The 17,584-nt window shown below is 72.5% G+C and carries 18 protein-coding genes; 5 read left to right on the top strand and 13 right to left on the bottom strand.

Annotation, left to right across the window (positions count from 1 at the left end; all coding sequences use genetic code 11):
- The first annotated feature begins 56 nt into the window (after positions 1-56).
- A complete protein-coding gene (locus E3N83_RS16260) occupies positions 57-587 on the top strand; it encodes a general stress protein (protein WP_151084204.1) in 531 nt (176 codons plus the stop codon).
- A gap of 15 nt (positions 588-602) precedes the next feature.
- Here the strand turns inward: E3N83_RS16260 and E3N83_RS16255 are convergent, their stop codons facing one another.
- From E3N83_RS16255 to E3N83_RS16245, 3 genes are read right to left on the bottom strand one after another with little or no spacing between them, the layout of a single operon-like run.
- The gene (locus tag E3N83_RS16255) at positions 603-1,052 is read right to left on the bottom strand and encodes an SRPBCC family protein (RefSeq protein WP_151084203.1); all 450 of its coding nucleotides are present in this window, start codon (positions 1,050-1,052) and stop codon (positions 603-605) included.
- A gap of 4 nt (positions 1,053-1,056) precedes the next feature.
- On the bottom strand, positions 1,057-1,932 hold the full coding sequence (locus E3N83_RS16250; protein ID WP_151084202.1) for a phosphoribosylaminoimidazolesuccinocarboxamide synthase: 876 nt from the start codon (positions 1,930-1,932) through the stop codon (positions 1,057-1,059).
- A 35-nt stretch (positions 1,933-1,967) separates the two neighbouring features.
- Complete coding sequence (locus E3N83_RS16245) at positions 1,968-2,240, bottom strand: acylphosphatase (RefSeq protein ID WP_151084201.1); 273 nt, start codon at positions 2,238-2,240, stop codon at positions 1,968-1,970.
- Positions 2,241-2,289: 49 nt separating this feature from the next.
- Between E3N83_RS16245 and E3N83_RS16240 the strand changes: the two genes are divergently transcribed.
- Positions 2,290-2,835, top strand: a complete 546-nt coding sequence (locus tag E3N83_RS16240) for a DUF421 domain-containing protein (RefSeq protein ID WP_151084200.1) — start codon at positions 2,290-2,292, stop codon at positions 2,833-2,835.
- Here the strand turns inward: E3N83_RS16240 and purB are convergent.
- From purB to E3N83_RS16200, 8 genes are all read right to left on the bottom strand, one after another.
- Positions 2,832-4,262, bottom strand: a complete 1,431-nt coding sequence (purB, locus tag E3N83_RS16235; RefSeq protein ID WP_151084199.1) for an adenylosuccinate lyase — start codon at positions 4,260-4,262, stop codon at positions 2,832-2,834. The two genes, E3N83_RS16240 and purB, sit on opposite strands and share 4 nt — an antisense overlap.
- On the bottom strand, positions 4,259-5,038 hold the full coding sequence (locus E3N83_RS16230) for a ribonuclease FAU-1 family protein (protein WP_151084198.1): 780 nt from the start codon (positions 5,036-5,038) through the stop codon (positions 4,259-4,261). Before E3N83_RS16230 ends, purB begins: the two co-directional genes overlap by 4 nt.
- Complete coding sequence (purD, locus tag E3N83_RS16225) at positions 5,035-6,285, bottom strand: phosphoribosylamine--glycine ligase (RefSeq protein WP_151084197.1); 1,251 nt, start codon at positions 6,283-6,285, stop codon at positions 5,035-5,037. Before purD ends, E3N83_RS16230 begins: the two co-directional genes overlap by 4 nt.
- A 75-nt stretch (positions 6,286-6,360) precedes the next feature.
- A complete protein-coding gene (locus tag E3N83_RS16220; RefSeq protein ID WP_151084196.1) occupies positions 6,361-7,335 on the bottom strand; it encodes a hypothetical protein in 975 nt (324 codons plus the stop codon).
- Between the two features lie 102 nt (positions 7,336-7,437).
- Positions 7,438-8,688 (bottom strand): APC family permease, encoded by a 1,251-nt coding sequence (locus E3N83_RS16215; protein WP_238342946.1) that lies wholly within the window; start codon positions 8,686-8,688, stop codon positions 7,438-7,440.
- A 3-nt stretch (positions 8,689-8,691) separates the two neighbouring features.
- Positions 8,692-9,189, bottom strand: a complete 498-nt coding sequence (locus E3N83_RS16210) for a hypothetical protein (protein WP_151084195.1) — start codon at positions 9,187-9,189, stop codon at positions 8,692-8,694.
- A 71-nt stretch (positions 9,190-9,260) separates the two neighbouring features.
- The gene (locus E3N83_RS16205; protein ID WP_151084194.1) at positions 9,261-10,148 is read right to left on the bottom strand and encodes a catalase; all 888 of its coding nucleotides are present in this window, start codon (positions 10,146-10,148) and stop codon (positions 9,261-9,263) included.
- Between the two features lie 26 nt (positions 10,149-10,174).
- On the bottom strand, positions 10,175-11,458 hold the full coding sequence (locus tag E3N83_RS16200) for an adenylosuccinate synthase (RefSeq protein WP_151084193.1): 1,284 nt from the start codon (positions 11,456-11,458) through the stop codon (positions 10,175-10,177).
- Between the two features lie 133 nt (positions 11,459-11,591).
- Here E3N83_RS16200 and E3N83_RS16195 point away from each other — a divergent pair, with 133 nt between their 5' ends.
- On the top strand, positions 11,592-12,509 hold the full coding sequence (locus tag E3N83_RS16195; RefSeq protein ID WP_238342945.1) for a diacylglycerol/lipid kinase family protein: 918 nt from the start codon (positions 11,592-11,594) through the stop codon (positions 12,507-12,509).
- 107 nt (positions 12,510-12,616) lie between these two features.
- On the opposite strand, the gene E3N83_RS16190 is transcribed toward E3N83_RS16195, so the two are convergent.
- On the bottom strand, positions 12,617-13,606 hold the full coding sequence (locus tag E3N83_RS16190) for a helix-turn-helix domain-containing protein (RefSeq protein WP_151084192.1): 990 nt from the start codon (positions 13,604-13,606) through the stop codon (positions 12,617-12,619).
- Positions 13,607-13,840: 234 nt separating this feature from the next.
- Between E3N83_RS16190 and lysS the strand changes: the two genes are divergently transcribed.
- Positions 13,841-15,559 carry a lysine--tRNA ligase gene (gene lysS / locus E3N83_RS16185; protein WP_151084191.1) on the top strand — a complete coding sequence of 573 codons (1,719 nt, stop codon included), beginning with the start codon at positions 13,841-13,843 and terminating at the stop codon, positions 15,557-15,559.
- Here the strand turns inward: lysS and E3N83_RS16180 are convergent.
- Positions 15,556-15,969 carry a DUF3151 domain-containing protein gene (locus E3N83_RS16180; RefSeq protein WP_151084190.1) on the bottom strand — a complete coding sequence of 138 codons (414 nt, stop codon included), beginning with the start codon at positions 15,967-15,969 and terminating at the stop codon, positions 15,556-15,558. The genes lysS and E3N83_RS16180 overlap by 4 nt on opposite strands.
- An 87-nt stretch (positions 15,970-16,056) precedes the next feature.
- On the opposite strand from E3N83_RS16180, the gene E3N83_RS16175 reads away from it, so the two are divergent.
- The gene (locus E3N83_RS16175) at positions 16,057-17,580 is read left to right on the top strand and encodes a DHA2 family efflux MFS transporter permease subunit (RefSeq protein WP_151084189.1); all 1,524 of its coding nucleotides are present in this window, start codon (positions 16,057-16,059) and stop codon (positions 17,578-17,580) included.
- The last annotated feature ends 4 nt before the right edge of the window (positions 17,581-17,584 follow it).

The following is a 17,584-nucleotide window of genomic DNA, read 5'->3' as shown; positions in this document are numbered from 1 at the left end:
AGGGACGAGTCGACCTGGCACGGCGTACCGGCACCCCTTACCGGCACACTGGTGCCATGGCATCCAACACTCCGTTCGGCGCACCGGGCCAGCCGGGTCAGGGCTCGGCCCTCCTGCAGCTCCAGTTCCCCCAGTCCCTGGCCGTGTACGACGACTACGCCGCCGCCCAGAAGGCCGTCGACTTCCTCTCCGACAACCACTTCCCGGTCGAGAACTGCATGATCGTCGGCACCGACCTGAAGTCCGTGGAGCGGATCACCGGCCGCCTCACGACGGGCAAGGTCGCGGCCGGCGGCGCGCTGTCGGGGGTCTGGCTCGGCCTCTTCGTCGGGCTGATCATCACGATCTTCTCCAAGAGCGGCACCACCGCGATCGCGACCGTGCTGTCGACGGTGCTCTTCGGTCTGGTCTTCGGCCTGGTCTGGGCCCTGATCGGGTACGCCGCCACCCGCGGCCAGCGCGACTTCTCCTCGGTGCGCGCGGTGATCGCGACCCGCTACGAGGTCCTGGTCGAGCACAAGCTGCTCGCCCAGGCCCAGGAGCTGCTCGCGCAGCTGCCCGGCGGACGACCCAACCCGTTCGCCTGAGCCCGAAGGCTTCGCCTAGCCTCGCGCCACGCCGTCGCCGGGCTCCTGCGACAGCACCTCCGAGGCGCGGAGCAGGTCCTTGCGGATCGTCTCCGGAGCCCAGCGGCCACTGACCGCGGCCGCGAGCGCGAAGGCACCGCGCCCGATCAGGCGACCCTCGGCGGTGACCCGCGTGCCCTGCTGGATCTTGAGGAACTTGAGGCTGAGCAGGCCGTCCACGCCGTGCCAGTGGCCGGTCTCGGAGATCAACCGGTAGGGCACCAGCTCGGTGAGCTGCATCTGCGGCCGGATGCCGACCTTGGTCACGTCGCGCCAGTGCTGACCCGGATGCGGCTCGCCCTCGTCGATGTCGGCGACGGTGCGCAGGGAGCTCTGCCAGCGTGGCCGGTTGCGCGGCTCGGCCAGGAACCGGAACAGCACCGGCGGCGGATGGGGCAGGTCGATGGTGACCGTGAAAGTGCTCATCGGGTCACCAGGTCTCGCCGGTCAGGGTCTGGTAGGCCTCGAGGTAGCGCGACCGCGTCAGCGTGACGATCTCGTCGGGCAGGGGCGGGGGCGCCGCGCCGGATGCCCGGTCCCAGCCGGACTCGGGCGAGAGCAGCCAGTTGCGCACGATCTGCTTGTCGTACGACGGCTGGGCCCGGCCGGGGTGCCAGTCGTCGGCCGGCCAGAAGCGCGAGGAGTCGGGCGTCAGCACCTCGTCGGCGAGCACCATGGTGCCGTCGGGGCGCGCCCCGAACTCCAGCTTGGTGTCGGCCAGGAGGATCCCTCGTTCGCGGGCGATCTGCTCGGCCCGGGCGTAGACCGCCAGGGTCAGGCTGCGCAGCTGCTCGGCCACGCCGTCGCCCACGGTGCCCGCGACGGCGTCGTACGAGACGTTCTCGTCGTGGTCGCCGAAGTCGGCCTTGGTCGCCGGGGTGAAGATCGGCTCCGGGAGCCTGCTGCCGTCCAGGAGCCCCTCGGGCAGGCTGATGCCGCAGACCTGACCGGTCGCCCGGTAGTCGAGCAGGCCGGTGCCGGTCAGGTAGCCACGGCCGACGCACTCGACGGGGTACATCTCGAGCCGCTCGCAGATCACCGCGCGGCCGCGGACCTCGGCCGGGACGTCGGTGGACAGCACGTGGTGCGGCACCAGCCCGGAGAGCTGGTCGAACCACCACAGCGACATCCGGGTGAGGATCTCGCCCTTGTCGGGGATCGTCGTCTCGAGGATGAAGTCGAAGGCGGACATCCGGTCGCTGGCGACCATCAGCAGCCGGCCGTCGGGCAGCTCGTAGAGGTCACGGACCTTGCCGGAGTGCAGGTGCGTCGCACCCTCGATCGGTGGGGCGACGGGCGACTGCATGGGTCGAAGGCTACCGACAGGCGGTCGCCACCCGATCAGTACCTGACCGTGAACTCCGCCGTGCCGGTGGGACGGGACTCGCGGACCGCCACGTGGCGGACCGAGGCGGACGACGGCCCGGAGCCGCACCAGGTGACCAGGGCGTCGACGGCGTCGGCCGGTCCCTCGAAGTGGCCGGCCACCGACTCGTCGGGCTCGTTGCGGACCCAGCCGCGGACGCCGAGCCGCTCGGCCTCCTGCACGGCGTACCAGCGGAAGCCGACGCCCTGGACGCGTCCGGTCACCTTCACCGACACCGCCTTGTCCATGCGGCCAGCCTAAGCAGCACGGCGGTCGACCGCGACGATGATCTGGTGCATGTGGACCGACCTCATGCACCTCGACATCTCCGTGCTCGACAAGGTGATCCGGACCGTCGTGGTCTACCTCGCGCTGATCGTGCTGCTCCGGGTCGCCGGCAAGCGCGACCTGGCACAGCTGAACTCCTTCGACCTGATCGTGGTGCTCCTCCTTTCGAACGTCGTGCAGAACGCCGTGATCGGCCCCGACAACTCCCTGCTCGGCGGCCTGATCGGCGCCACCGTGCTGATCGCCGCCAACGCGTTCCTGGTGCGGGTCGTGCGCCCGCACGCGAAGATCGCGGCCTTCATGGAGGGCACCACCACCGTGCTCGCGCGCGGCGGGAAGTGGATCCCCGAGGCGCTGCGCCACGAAGGCGTGCGGCAGACCGACATGGAGGCGGCCCTGCGGCGGCAGAACGCCTACAAGATCACCGACGTCGACCAGGTCAAGCTCGAGCCGGGCGGCACGATCGTGGTCGACCTGCGCTCGGAGCTCGAGTCGGCGACGAAGGCCGACATCGCCCGGCTCGAGGCCAAGCTCGACCGGCTGCTCGCGGGCTAGAGGATCGAGCCGGGGGTGTACGACGCGGCGTCGGGGTGGCGGGCCACGACCTGCTCCACGCGGCGTACGACGGCGGCGGTCTGGGAGCGAGCGGCGCCGGTGAACTCGATCGGCTCGCGGACCAGCGCGGCGATGTCGGCGCGGTCGAGGCCGAGCCGTGGGTCGGCGGCGAGGCGGTCGAAGAGGTCGTTGTGGGACCGCCCCTGGCGCATCTCCAGCGCCACCTCCACCGCGTGCTCCTTGATCGCCTCGTGCGCGGCCTCGCGACCGACGCCGGCGCGGACCGCGGCCATCAGGACCTTGGTCGTGGTCAGGAACGGCAGGTAGCGGTCGAGCTCGCGGTGGATCACCGCGGGGAAGGCGCCGAACTCGTCGAGCACGGTGAGGAAGGTCTGGAACAGCCCGTCGGTGGCGAAGAACGCGTCGGGCAGCGCCACCCGTCGTACGACGGAGCAGGAGACGTCGCCCTCGTTCCACTGGTCGCCGGCCAGCTCGGAGACCATCGACAGGTGGCCGCGCAGGACCACCGCGAGGCCGTTGACGCGCTCGCAGGAGCGGGTGTTCATCTTGTGGGGCATCGCGCTGGAGCCGACCTGGCCCTCGGCGAAGCCCTCGGTGACCAGCTCGAGCCCGGCCATCAGCCGGATCGTGGTGGCCAGGTTGGACGGCGCGGCCACCAGCTGCACCAGCGCGGAGACGACGTCGAAGTCGAGGGAGCGCGGGTAGACCTGGCCGACACTGTCGAGCACCCGTGCGAAGCCGAGGTGGTCGGCGACGCGCTGCTCGAGGTCGGCCAGCTTCGCCTCGTCGCCGCCGAGCAGGTCGAGCATGTCCTGGCTGGTGCCCATCGGGCCCTTGATCCCGCGCAGCGGGTAGCGCCCGAGCAGCTCCTCCACCCGCTCGAGACCGGTCATCAGCTCGTCGGCCACGGTGGCGAAGCGCTTGCCGAGCGTGGTCGCCTGGGCGGCGACGTTGTGCGAACGCCCGGCCATCACGGTCGCCTCGTGCTCGCTCGCGAGCCGGGCCAGGCGGGCCAGCGCGGCGATGGTGCGGTCGCGCACGAGCTCCAGCGACTGGCGCACCTGGAGCTGCTCGACGTTCTCGGTCAGGTCGCGGCTGGTCATCCCCTTGTGGATGTGCTCGTGACCGGCGAGCGCGGCGAACTCCTCGATCCTCGCCTTCACGTCGTGGCGGGTCACCCGCTCGCGGTCGGCGATGGAGGCCAGGTCGACGCCCTGCTCACCCTGGGCGACGACCTTCTCGTAGGCCTCCACGACACCGTCGGGTACGTCGACCCCGAGGTCGCGCTGGGCCTTCAGCACCGCGACCCAGAGGCGCCGCTCGAGCACCACCTTGTGCTCCGGCGACCAGATCGCCGCGAGATCGGGCGCGGCGTACCGCGTCGCCAGGACGTTGGGCACGCTCACGAGCGCAAGGCTACCGACGCGGGCAGCGTCAGCGGCTCGTCCCACCCCTCCGGCGGACGCCAGGTCTCCCAGCCCTCGTCGAGCGGCCACGCCCGCGGCTCGATCAGCTCGGCCCGGGCGAGCTCTGCGACGTCACGGATCACGGCGCCCTGGGTAGCGGTGAACTTCCCGACGGTGACCCCGGCCTCGAGCTCGTCGACGTCCTTGAGCCAGGTCTCGCCGTCCTCGACCCACACGTCGAGGACCAGGTCGCGACTGAGCACCCGCGGGCTGCCGTCGACCGGCCGCTCGTGCGGCAGCTCGAGGTTGACGTAGTGCCCCTCGAACGAGCCGTCGGTCTCGTCGGTGAAGTACCACACCGACCACGGCCGCTCCGCCGGCGCGATCCTCAGGACGCCCGGTCCCCGCCACGTCACGGCCCGCAGCACGCGCTCGACGTTGGGCCGCTCCTCCACCGGCCGGTCGCGCAGCCCCTGGCCGTCGACAGCCACCGCGACGATGCGCTCCGACCCTCGCGGCAACCAGGCGACCAGGCCGCGCTCGTCGTCGCGGACGACCCGCAGCACGTCGACCCAGTCGCCGTAGAACCAGCTCACGACGTCGCCGGTCGCGAAGTACGGCGGGGCACCCGCGGCGCGCACCGGCTCGGCTCGCGCGCGGGTCCGCAGCTGCTCGAGCAGGGAGAGGTCGGGCGTGACGGCGCGAGGTGGCTCGGTCAAGCGCACCATCGTGCCGCCGCTGTCGGTGACGGCCCGGTCCCGAGAGGGTTCGGTCATCGGCCTGCTGCGATGTCGCGGCGCCACTGGGCGCCCGGGAAGGAGATCATCGCGACGCCCTCGTAGGCCTGGGCTCGGGCATCGGCGACGTCGGTGCCGGTCGCGGTCACGGCCAGGACCCGGCCGCCGGCGGTGACCAGGTGGCCGTCGACCAGGGCGGTGCCGGCCTGGATGACCTGGACGTGCGGGTCGCGGGCCAGGGTCTCGGTGCCGACGATGACGTCGCCCTTCGAGGAGGTCTCGGGGTAGCCCTTGCTGGCCATCACCACCGTGACCGCAGCGCCGGGCTTCCAGGTGGGCGGGGGCACGGCGGCGAGGTCGTCGGTGGCCGCGCCGAGCAGCAACGGCACCAGAGGCGAGTCGAGCAGCGCCAGGATCGGCTGGGTCTCGGGGTCGCCGAAGCGGGCGTTGAACTCCACCACCCGCAGGCCGCGCGACGTCAGCGCCAGCCCGGCGTACAGCAGTCCGCGGAACGGCGTCCCTCGCCTCGCCATCTCCTCGACCGTGGGCCGGAGCACGGTGCGGGTGATCTCGTCGACCAGGTCGTCGGGCACCCAGGGCAGCGGGGTGTAGGCGCCCATCCCGCCGGTGTTGGGTCCCTGGTCGCCGTCGGAGATCCGCTTGAAGTCCTGCGCCGGCAGCAGCGGGTGGACCGTCGTACCGTCGCGCTCGCTCCAGCCGCAGATCCCGAACAGGCTGACCTCCGGGCCGTCGAGGAACTCTTCGACCACGACGCTCCCGCATCCGGCGGCGTGGTCGAGCGCGGCCTGACGGTCGTCGGTGACGATGACGCCCTTGCCGGCGGCCAGGCCGTCGTCCTTCACGACGTACGGCGGGCCGAAGGCGTCCAAAGCGGCCGCCACCTCGTCGGGGGTCGAGCAGAACCGGGCGTCGGCGGTCGGGACTCCGGCCGCGTTCATGACCTCCTTGGCGAACGCCTTGGACCCCTCGAGCCGGGCCGCCTCCGCGGACGGTCCGAAGCAGGGGATGCCCACCGCGGTCACGGCGTCGGCCACCCCGGCGACCAGCGGCGCCTCGGGCCCGACCACGACGAGTCCGGCCCCGATCGCCCGGGCCAGCGCGGCCACCGCACCGCCGTCCATCGGGTCGACGTCGTGCAGCGTCGCGACCTCGCCGATGCCGGGGTTGCCCGGCGCGGCATGCACCTCGCTGACACCGGGGTCGCGGGCCAGGGCGAGCGCCAGGGCATGCTCCCGGCCACCGGTGCCGATCACGAGGACTCTCATCGGGGCGAGCCTATCGGGGCCACTCGGGCGCTCTGTGGTGGCTGTGGACCACCAGGTGGTCCACAGCCACCACCTTCATGACTGGACGGTGCACGTCGGCCCGCACGGGACCGGCGCCCCCTCCCAGCCGCGACCCCGCAGCAGCGCGACCAGGCGACGCGTCGTCCGGCACGGGCGTTCGAACACCTGCCCCCACCCCAGGCGCACGGTGAGCCCACCGACGAGCGCTGCGGCGTCGAGATCGCGGTCGAGGTCGACGTCGCGGGCGCGCGCTGTGTCATGGAAGAGCCGGCCGTCGAGCTCGACGATCATCTTCTGCCGCAGGTAGACCACGTCGCGGAACTCCGGGCCGCGACCGGCGACCTGGGGCGCCTGGCGCCGCCCACGTGGAAGACCGTGCGCCCGCTCGATCCGGGTGAGATACCCGTGCTCCAGGACCGAGCACGTGCCCTCGGCGATGTCGTCGAGGATCGCGCCGAGCCACGCGCGACGTCGCAGGCGAGTCCGTCCTGCCCATGCATCGCGGACCCGCGCCGCGGTCGTGCGCCGGCTGTGGCAGATGTCGGCCAGGACGGCGATCGCCTCGAACTCCCCCGTCTGGCGCGCTGCCACATCGACGGCCGCCTCCTCCAGCCGGACCCGTGGTGGCCCGGCACTCCAGAGCACCCGCCGGTCGAAGTCGGTCGTACGACGCACGCGATAGCCGGCGGGGGCGTTCACTCTCCGGTCGCGGGCGACCGCGATCTCGATCGGTCCCCGGTCGTCGTACCCGCGCCAGCCCGGCCCGAGCGCCGCCCGCACCGCGGACGACCCGGCCAGGGCCGCGGGCCGGAGGAACAGCACCCCGGCCCAGCTCCGCTGCAGCCAGGTCGGCTCGCCCGTGTGGTCGAGGTAGACGCCGTCCAGCAGCCGCACCCACTCGCGGCTACGCAGCCGCCGCCGGATGTCCCAGACCGCCTCGCCTGCAGCGTGCACCTGGCCGCGCGAGATCACGCCCGTCTGCCTCGACAGGTGCTCGCCGATCAAGTCGACCTCGCGGCGCTGCGACATCCCTCGAGCATGGACGCCGAGCCGCCACATCCGCTGCCTAGGAGGGTCGGCCTGTGGAGGAGCGCCCTGTGTGGTGGCTCCGGACCACCTGGTGGTCCGCCGTCACCGCAGAGCGAGGCGACCCGCGCGCAGCGCGACACCGACGGCGAGCACGACCAGCCCGGTCACGACCGACTCCCAGGGCAGTGTGGCGACGAGGGTGAGGCAGCCCGCGGCTCCGAGGACCTGGAGCCACCGCGGGAACCGACGGACCCCACTCCCTTGGGCGTACGCCGACACGTTGGCGACGAAGTAGTAGAGCAGCACCCCGAACGACGAGAAGCCGATCGCCCCACGCAGGTCGGCGGTCAGCACGAGCACCACGACCACGGCCGCGACCGAGAGCTCGGCGCGGTGGGGCACCCGGAAGCGCGGGTGTACGGCGTCCAGCCGGCGCGGCAGGTCGCCCTCGCGTGCCATCGCCAGGCCGGTCCGGCCCAGCCCGGCGACCAGGGCGAGCAGCGCACCGGCCGAGGCCAGCGCCGCCCCGACCCGCACCACGCCGACGACCCACGGAGCGGCGACGACCCGGGCCGCGTCGGCAAGCGGGGCCGTCGACGCGGCGGTCCCGGACGCGCCGAGCACCGAGAGCACGGCAACCCCCACGACGGCGTACACGACGACCGCCCCGGCCAGGGCGGCGACGATCGCGCGCGGGATCACCCGCGCCGGCTCGCGCACCTCCTCGCCGAGGGTGGCGATCCGGGCGTAGCCGGCGAAGGCGAAGAAGAGCAGCCCGGCCGACTGCAGAACGCCGTAGACGCCGTTCCGGGGCGACGCCCAGCCGGACAGTCCCGACGAGGTCCCGCCCCGGAGACAGGCGATCGCGGCCACGACCAGGGCGACCAGCACCAGGGAGACCAGCACGCGGGTGAGCAGGGCGGTCCGGGTCACGCCCGCGCAGTTCACCAGGGCGAGCACCACGACCACGGCCGCCGCGACCGGTCGCTGCCAACCCTCGGGCGCGACGTACGCCGCGAAGGTCAGCGCCATCGCCGCGCAGCTCGCGGTCTTGCCGACCAGGAACCCCCAGCCGGCGAGGTAGCCCCACCACTCGCCGAGCACCTCGCGGCCGTAGAGGTAGGTGCCACCGGCCCAGGGGTACGCAGCCGCGAGCTGGGCCGAGGACGTCGCGTTGCAGTAGGCCACCACCGCCGCCAGGGCGAGCCCGAGCAGCAGACCGGAGCCGGCGGCGCGGGCGGCCGGTGCGTAGGCCGCGAACACACCCGCGCCGATCATCGAGCCGAGCCCGATGAACACCGCGTCGCCCAGGCCCAGCCGGCGCTCCAGGGTGGCGACGGTCGTGGCGGTCACGGGCTACGCCATCGCCGCAGCGATCCGCTGCCCGGCCTCGGCGATCTGCTCATCGGTCGCCGGCGGGAGCACGTCCTCCCAGGCCATCAGGTGCGGGCCGCTCATGTCGAGCCGCCCCAGCGGGCGCGGCACGAACCAGACGTGGAAGTGCGCGCCGCCGTCGCCCCAGCGGTAGACGTGGACGCGCCCGACGTCCCCGAGGGCGAGCACCGCGCGCTCGACCCGCCCGCAGACACCGGCGAACGTCGACGCCACATCGGCCGGCATGTCGGCGAACGAGTCGAAGTGCGCCCGCGCGGCCAGCCACACCGATCCCGGCAGCCCGGTCTGACCGGGGTTGTGGAGGGTCCACGCGTCGTCGGACCAGATCAGGTTGGAGTCGGAGTCGGGGCTGCAGGGGAAGCACGGGGCGCCGCCGTCCTCGCCACGACGGGGCGGCTCGGGGACGACGAGGTCGGCGGGTTCGGTCAGGGTCAGTGGCTCGGCGTACGGAAGGGTCATGGACCGAGCATCTGCCGAGGGCACCCACCCGCGTTTGACCGCAGTTGTCGACCCCGATCAAGTCCGAACGGTCAGGACGAGCGCCGCGAGATCGACTCGCCGTACGACGCGCCGCGGTAGCGCAGGATGGGGTCGTCGGACAGCTCGATCCCCTCCGCGACGTGGGTCGGGTCGTAGACCACCAGGCCGCCTGACTGCTCGGGGTCGGACACCTTCGTGGTCACCTCGATGACACCGGCACTGAGCTCGCGTGCACCCTTCCAGACCGAGGTCGGGTCGTGCGGGTCGTCGCCCGCGGCCGCGACAGTGACCCGCAGGTCGTAGCGCACCGGCCCGGCGACGAGGCGCGCCGCGATCTCGTCGGTCAGCCGCTCGGGTCCGGTGAACTCACCGTCGGGCCGCTCGTCACGACCACCCACCGGCCGGAGCACGTAACGGACCCAGGAGCGGGAGCCGTCGGCCGCGGCCCAGGCGTAGGCGTGGATCGGGTAGTAGGAGACCTCGGCGTAGGAGTACGGCGGGCCCAGCGCCTTGGCGCGGAGGCCGGCCAGCAGCGCGGGCACCGTGGTGGGGTGGCGCAGCATCCACAGCGGGAACGTCGCCTGCCGCTGCGCCGCGGCTGTCATCGACAGGAACTCCTCGGGATCGCGCGTCGGGAAGCGCGGGGACGTCTGCCCCAGGAGGTCGACGTCACCGCCGGGAGCCTGGAGCTTCACGGCCATGCCGCGCACGTCCTGGTCCTGGTCGGGGCGCCCCGGGTCGCCGCCGCCGTTGGACCAACGGACCAGCACCGGCACGGGGTCACCGGAGAACGCCGCGGCGGAGCACAGGCCCGTCGCATCGGGGGTGGCAGTGAAGGTGCCGGTGTAGAAGGTGCCGCGTGCGTGCAGGGCCCGGTGGTGTGGATGGCGGCCGTAGACCTGGTTGATGCGGTCGATCGCCTCGCGCGGCTCGAGCATGAACCGGACAGTACCGCCGCGGGCTGCTACGCGGGTACGACGAGCGTCTGCTCGCGCCCGGGCCCGACGCCCACGCCCCAGATCCGGGTCCCGGACATCTCCTCGAGCGCCCGGACGTAGGCCTGGGCGTTGGCCGGCAGCTCGGCGAAGGAGCGGCAGCCGGAGATGTCCTCCCACCAGCCGTCGAGGTACTCGTAGACCGGCTTCGCGTGGTGGAACTCGGTCTGCGTCATCGGCATCTCGTCCTGGCGCTCGCCGTCGACGTCGTACGCCACGCAGACCGGCACCCGTTCCCAGCTGGAGAGCACGTCGAGCTTGGTCAGGAACAGGTCGGTCAGACCGTTCACCCGGGTGGCGTAGCGCGCGACCACCGCGTCGTACCAGCCGCAGCGGCGGTCGCGGCCGGTGGAGACGCCGACCTCGCCACCGATCTTCCAGAGCTTCTCGCCGTCCTCGTCGAAGAGCTCGGTCGGGAAGGGGCCCGAGCCGACGCGGGTCGTGTAGGCCTTGATCACGCCGATCACCCGGTCGATCCGGGTGGGGCCGATGCCGGCGCCGGTGCACACCCCGCCCGCAATCGGCGAGGACGACGTGACGAAGGGGTAGGTGCCGTGGTCGACGTCGAGCATCGTCGCCTGGGCACCCTCGAACAGCACCGTCTCGCCGCGGTCGAGCGCCCGGTTGAGCAGCAGCGAGGTGTCGGCCACCATCGGCCGCAACCGGTCGACGTACGCGAGGAGCTCCTCGACCACCGCGTCGACCTCGACCGCCCGGCGGTTGTAGACCTTGGCGAGGAGCTGGTTCTTCACCTCGAGGCTGGCCTCGACCTTGGCCCGCAGGATCTTCTCGTCGAACAGGTCGGCGATCCGGATGCCCACGCGGGCGACCTTGTCGGCGTACGCCGGCCCGATGCCGCGGCCGGTCGTGCCGACCTTGTTGGAGCCGAGGAAGCGCTCGGTGACCCGGTCGATGGTCGAGTGGTACGACGCGATCACGTGGGCGTTGGCGCTGACCACCATCCGCGAGACGTCCACCCCGCGCGCCTCGAGGGCGTCGAGCTCGCGGAACAGCGCCTCGGGCGAGACCACGACGCCGTTGGCGATCACCGATGTGCAGCCGGGTGTGAGGATGCCGCTGGGCAGCAGGTGGGTGGCGAACTTCTCGCCGTTGACCACGATCGTGTGGCCGGCGTTGTGGCCACCGCTGGTGCGGACGACGTAGTCGATCTGCTCGGTGGTCGCGAGCAGGTCGGTGGCCTTGCCCTTGCCCTCGTCACCCCATTGCGCGCCGAGCACGACGATCGCGGGCATCGGACCTCCACCGGCTCCCAGAAACGGATCGGCCCCGCTCGCGCCCATCGGCGCCGGGCGGGGCCTCGTGCGGACGCGACCCTACCCCACCGGGGGAGCCTGACGGTCGTGGACGTGGGCTAGGGTCCGCCCCGTGGACCCGCTGCTCGTGATCACCAATGAGGACGCCGGGACCGCCGACGACGAGGCGCTCGAGTCGGCCCTCCGGATCCTGCGCACGCACTGCTCGGTGGAGGTGCAGTCCACCTCCAAGCCCGGCGAGCTCGACGGCGTGCTCCAGCGTGCGGGCTCGCGGCGGATCATCGTCGCCGGAGGTGACGGCAGCCTGCACGCGGTGATCTCCGCGCTCTACCGGCGCCACGACCTGGCCGGGGCCGTGGTCGGCCTGCTGCCGATGGGCACCGGCAACGACTTCGCGCGCACCCTCGGGATCCCGCTCGACCTCGACGAGGCGGCCGAGCTGGTCGTCACCGGCGAGGTGCGGCCGATGGACCTGATCGTCGACGAGCTCGGCGAGATCGTGGTCAACAACGTGCACGTGGGCGCCGGCGCCCAGGCCAGCCGCCGGGGCGCCCGCTGGAAGGAGCGCCTCGGCTCGGTCGGGTTCGGCAAGGTCAACCTCGGCAAGCTCGGCTACCCGATCGGCGCGGTGCTCTCGGCGTTCCACCCCCCGAGCGTGCACATGCACGTCGAGGTCGACGGCCAGGTCGTCACCGACCTCGACCAGCCGGTGCTGATGGTCGCGGTCGGCAACGGCGCGAACGTCGGCGGCGGCACCGAGCTGACCCCGGAGGCAGACCCCGAGGACGGCAAGGTCGACGTGATGATCTCGCACGCGATCGGAGCCGCGGCCAAGGTCGGCTACGCCGTCTCGCTGCGCAAGGGCGAGCACCACCGGCGCGACGACGTGCAGTACTTCCGGGCCCGGCAGGTCACCATCTCCGGCGACTCCTTCTGGATCAGTGCCGACGGGGAGATCAGCGGCCCGGAGCGCCAGCGCAGCTGGCACGTCGAGCCGGGGGCCTACTCCTTCATCCTGCCCGAGCAGTAGACCGCGAGGGACGAGCGGTCTACGTGGGCTCGGGCAGGTCGAGCAAGCGCGCGACCGAGCTCGCGAGGTCGTGACCGCGTGTCGAGACCCGGTGACGGGCGTGCCGCCTACAGCCAGCCGCGGCGTACGGCCTCGGCCCCGGCCTGGAAGCGCGTGTCCACCCCCAGCTCGATCATCAGCTCGGCGACCCGCCGGCGTACGGTCCGCAGGCCGACGCCCAGGGTGCGCGCGATCTGCTCGTCCTTCGCCCCCGAGGCCAGCTGGCGGAGCAGGAAGGCGCGCTGCCCGGTGGGACTGTCGAGGAGCTCGGGTGCGGCGACCGCGCGCTGCCAGTAGAGCTCGAACAGCAGGGTGAGCGCCCCGACGATCGCGCCCTGCCGCACCAGGATCCGCGGCTCGTCGGCGAACCCCAGGGGCTCGGGCACGATCGCGTGGGTGGTCCCGATGATCATCAGGCGGGTGGGCAGGTCGTCGAGCAACCGCACCTCCTCACCCTCGGCCACCCGCGCCTCGAGGGCCTCGGGCGCCTCCCGGGCCGCTCGCACCGGGTAGATGGCCCGGGAACGGCGACCGGACGCCACGGCCCGGCCGACCACCCGCGCCATCGCCGACTCGCGCGGCATCATCCAGGTGTCGGGGCGCAGGAACAGCAGGTCGCCCTTGCTCTGCTCGATCAGCGCGGTGAGCAGGGCCAGGGCGTTGCCACCGGAGCTGACCTCGCCGTCGATCGCCCCGACGTCCTCGACCTCCCCCGGACCGGGCCGCGAGCCCGCGGCCACCAGCAACGGGACGGCGGCCGCCAGCCCGTCGAGCCGCTCGCGGGTGGCCGCTGTCGCGTCCGCCTCGCGCGCCAACGCCTCCGCCAGGGCCTCGGCCAGAGGCCTGACCCGCAGGCGGCCCTCGGTCACGGAGACGATCCGGTGAGCGAGGAGGGGGGCCAGGGTCTGGCCGAGGTGCTCCTCGGGTACGCCGAGCGCGGAGGCGACGCCGGCGATCGGCGTTCCGGAGAGCGGGAGGACCTGGTGGTACCGGTGCTCCGCCTCGGGATCGAGACCGAGCGCCGCCAGGACCGTGACGGCACGACGCCGAGGAGCCATGCTGGCATCTTAGTGCCAGCGGCAGCGTCGACTCGTGTGGCCGCGAGCGGACAGGCAAGACTCCTCGTGGACAGGCGCCCTTCGCGGGGGAACGGGCGACGTCCGTGGAGAGGGCGCCCGGTCTCCGGCCGGCGCCCTTTCTCGCGTCCGGCGCCGGGCCCACGACTCGGGGGTGGAATCCGGCTCCGGTAGCGTTCGTGGCCCACCCGCCGACCTCTCCAGGAGCCCGCGCCCATGGCCACGAAGGACCCCGTCGACTGGGTGACCCGTGCTGCCGACGACGCCGTCCGCCACCACGAGAAGACCGGGGCGATGGGTCCGGTGACCTGCTCGTCCGGCATCTCGCCGTCCGGCCGGGTCCACCTGGGCAACCTGCGCGAGTTCCTGATGCCGCACTTCGTGGCCGACGAGCTGCGCCGTCGGGGCGTCGCCGTCCGCCACCTGCACGTGTGGGACGACTACGACCGGTTCCGCAAGGTGCCGCACGGTGTGGACCCCGCGTTCGCCGAGCACATCGGGCGGCCCCTGGTCGACGTGCCCGACCCCTGGAGCTGCCACGACTCCTGGTCGACGCACTTCAAGGAGCCGGTGATCGAGACCTTCGCGGCGCTCGGTGCCGAGGTGGAGACGATCTCGCAGGCCGAGCGCTACCGCTCCGGCATCTACCGCGACGAGGTGCTGCGCGCCGTCCGCCACCGGGCCGAGATCGACGCCGTGCTCGAGAAGTACCGCACCCGGAAGCCCCCGTCGTCCGACGAGCCGGACGCGCTCGACGACCACGCCGCCCAGGAGGCCGAGGCGCTGGCCGAGTCGGTGGCCAACGACGAGGAGGAGGCGGCCCCCGGCACAGGCGTCGGCTACTTCCCCTTCCGGCCCTACTGCCACGACTGCGGCCGCGACACCACCACGGTCACGTCGTACGACGACGAGACCTCCGATCTCGCCTACGTCTGCTCGGTGTGCGACTACCACGGGACGACCAACCTGGCGACCCAGGACGAAGGCAAGCTGGTCTGGAAGGTCGACTGGCCCATGCGGTGGGCCTTCGAGCACGTCGACTTCGAGCCGGCCGGGATGGACCACGCGACTCCGGGCTCGTCGTTCACGGTCGGCCACGAGCTGGTCGAGTCGGTGTGGGGCTACCCGCGGCCGGCGTGGTTCGGCTACGGCTTCGTCGGCTTCGCGGGCATGCAGAAGATGTCGTCCTCGGCCGGCGGTGCACCCACCGCCTCGGACGCCCTGACGGTGCTCGAGCCCGGCATCCTGCGCTGGCTCTACGTCCGCCGCCAGCCGAAGCAGACCTTCGACATCGACTTCGGCCCCGAGGTCGTGCGCCTGTACGACGAGTGGGACGCGCTCGGCCGGAAGGCCGCCGACCCCGCCAGGCGCGACCTGCAGGTGCTGGCCCACGAGCGGGCCGCGGCCACCGCGTCGTCCGGTCCGCTGCCAGCGCCGCGGGTCGTCGTTCCGTTCCGGATGCTGGCCTCGGTGGCCGACGTGACCGCCGGGTCCGCCGAGCAGATCAGCCGGATCGTCTCCCACCTGGGGCACGCCCACGACTCCGTCGACGACCTCGAGCCACGACTGTCGCGGGCCATGGCCTGGACCGAGCAGTTCGTGCCCGAGTCCGAGCGCACGTCGGTGCGCTCCGAGCCCGACGCCGTCGCCATCGAGGCTCTCTCCTCCCAGGAGCGGGAGTGGCTCTCACTGCTCCTGACCGGGCTCCAGGGCGACCTGGAGCTCGATGCGGTGACCTCGCTGGTGTACGGCGTACCGAAGCTGGCGCGCGGGATGGCGCTCGACGACCAGCCCACGGACGAGGTGAAGGCCGACCAGAAGGAGTTCTTCACCCTGCTCTACCACCTGCTGGTCGACGCCGACCGCGGCCCGCGGCTGCCCACGCTGATCGTGGCGCTGGGCACCGAGCGGGTGCGCTCGCTGCTGGGCGCCTAGCCGAGCAGTGCGTCGGCCGCCTCGGGGCTGGAGTCGCGCAGGAACTCCGAGCAGCGCTGCCACTCGTCGTCCTCGCCGATGGCGCGGGCGGCCAGGGCCAGCGTGGCCAGGCAGCGCAGGAAGCCGCGGTTGGGCGCGTGCGCCCACGGCACCGGGCCGTGCCCCTTCCAGCCGTTGCGACGCAGCATGTCGAGGCTGCGGTGGTAGCCCACCCGGGCATAGGCGTAGACGGTGACGTCGTCGGCCCCGTCGGCCTTCGCGAGGTCGGCCAGCGCGGCCCAGGCCATCGGCGAGGCCGGGTGACGGCGTACGACGTCGGCGGGCGGGTCGCCGCCGTCGAGCTCGGGGGTGGCGGGGTCCTCGGGGAGGTGGGTCGGTGGCGGACCGGCCATCAGGTCGACGTGGCTCATGAGGACCACCTTGCCAGACGCGCCTCCGGCCCACCGCCGACGGGAAACCGCGGAATCAATGTCGGTGGCCCGGTGTTGACTCTTGTCATGGCGCAGACCACTCCCACGCAGCAGCAGCCCGCTCCCGACGTGCGACCGTGGCCGGCGCTCTTCGCGCTGTGCCTCGGCTTCTTCATGATCCTGGTCGACACCACGATCGTGACCGTGGCGACGCCCGCGATCATCTCCGACCTCCACGCCGACGTGAACAGCGTGGTCTGGGTGACCAGCGCCTACCTGCTCGCGTACGCCGTGCCCGTGCTGATCACCGGCCGGCTCGGCGACCGCTTCGGCCCCAAGCGTCTGTACCTCATCGGCCTGACCATCTTCACTCTCGCCTCGCTGTGGTGCGGCCTGACCACCAGCATCGAGATGCTGATCGTGGCCCGGGTCTTCCAGGGCTTCGGCGCGGCGATGATGACGCCGCAGACGATGTCGGTGATCACCCGGATCTTCCCGGCCGAGAAGCGCGGCCAGGCGATGGCGCTGTGGGGCGCCACGGCCGGCGTCGCCACGCTGATCGGGCCGATCCTCGGCGGCATCCTGGTCGGAGCCCTGGGCTGGGAGTGGATCTTCTTCATCAACATCCCGGTCGGGGTGATCGGGTTCGTGCTCGCGGTGCGTCTCGTGCCGACGCTCGAGACCCGGATGCACAAGTTCGACTGGGTCGGCGTCGCCCTCAGCGGGGTCGGCATGTTCCTGTTGGTCTTCGGCATCCAGCAGGGCCACAAGTACCACTGGAGCGCCTGGGTGCTGACCTCGATCATCGGCGGCCTGGTGGTCTTCACCGTGTTCGTGCTGTGGCAGCGCGTCAACCGGCAGGAGCCGCTCGTGCCGCTCAGCCTGTTCGGCGACCGCAACTTCTCGATCTCGAGCTTCGCGATCTCGTCGATGTCGTTCACCGCGACCGCGATGGGCTTCCCGGTGATGCTCTACGCCCAGCTCGTGCGTGGCGACTCACCCCTCGAGTCGGCCCTGCTCTTCGTGCCGATGGCGGTGATGTCCATCATCCTGGCCCCGATCGTCGGGCGCTTCACCGACAAGGTGCACCCGCGGGTCCTGACCGGCGGCGGCTTCGCGATCACGGCGGTCTCGATCTTCGCGCTCTCGCGGGTGCTCACCGCGGACGCCCCGGTCTGGCACATCCTGGTCGCCTTCGGCCTGCTCGGCATCGGCATGGCCGGCATCTGGGCTCCCCTGGCTGCCACTGCGACCCGCAACCTGCCGATGCATCTCGCCGGCGCCGGCTCGGGCGTCTACAACGCCACCCGTCAGGTGGGCGCGGTGCTGGGCTCCGCTGCGATCGCGGTCCTGATCGACAGCCGGATCGCCGCCCACGGCCTGTCCGGTGGCGCCGAGCCCGACGGTCAGCTCCAGCAGCTGCCGCTGCCGGTGCGCGCGCCGTTCAGCGCCGCCATGTCCGACACCCTGCTGCTCCCGGTCGCGATCCTGGCGCTCGGCTTCGTCTCGGTCCTGTTCTTCGCGTTGCCCCGCCACCTCACGGCGCGCAACGCCGCGGTCAGCGATCCCGCGGCCGCGCGCCAGCCGGCGACCTCGCCGGCACTCGACTGACGGC

Source organism: Nocardioides cynanchi (assembly GCF_008761635.1).
Taxonomy (GTDB): Bacteria; Actinomycetota; Actinomycetes; order Propionibacteriales; family Nocardioidaceae; genus Nocardioides; species Nocardioides cynanchi.
This window is presented reverse-complemented; position numbering and strand designations above follow the sequence as displayed.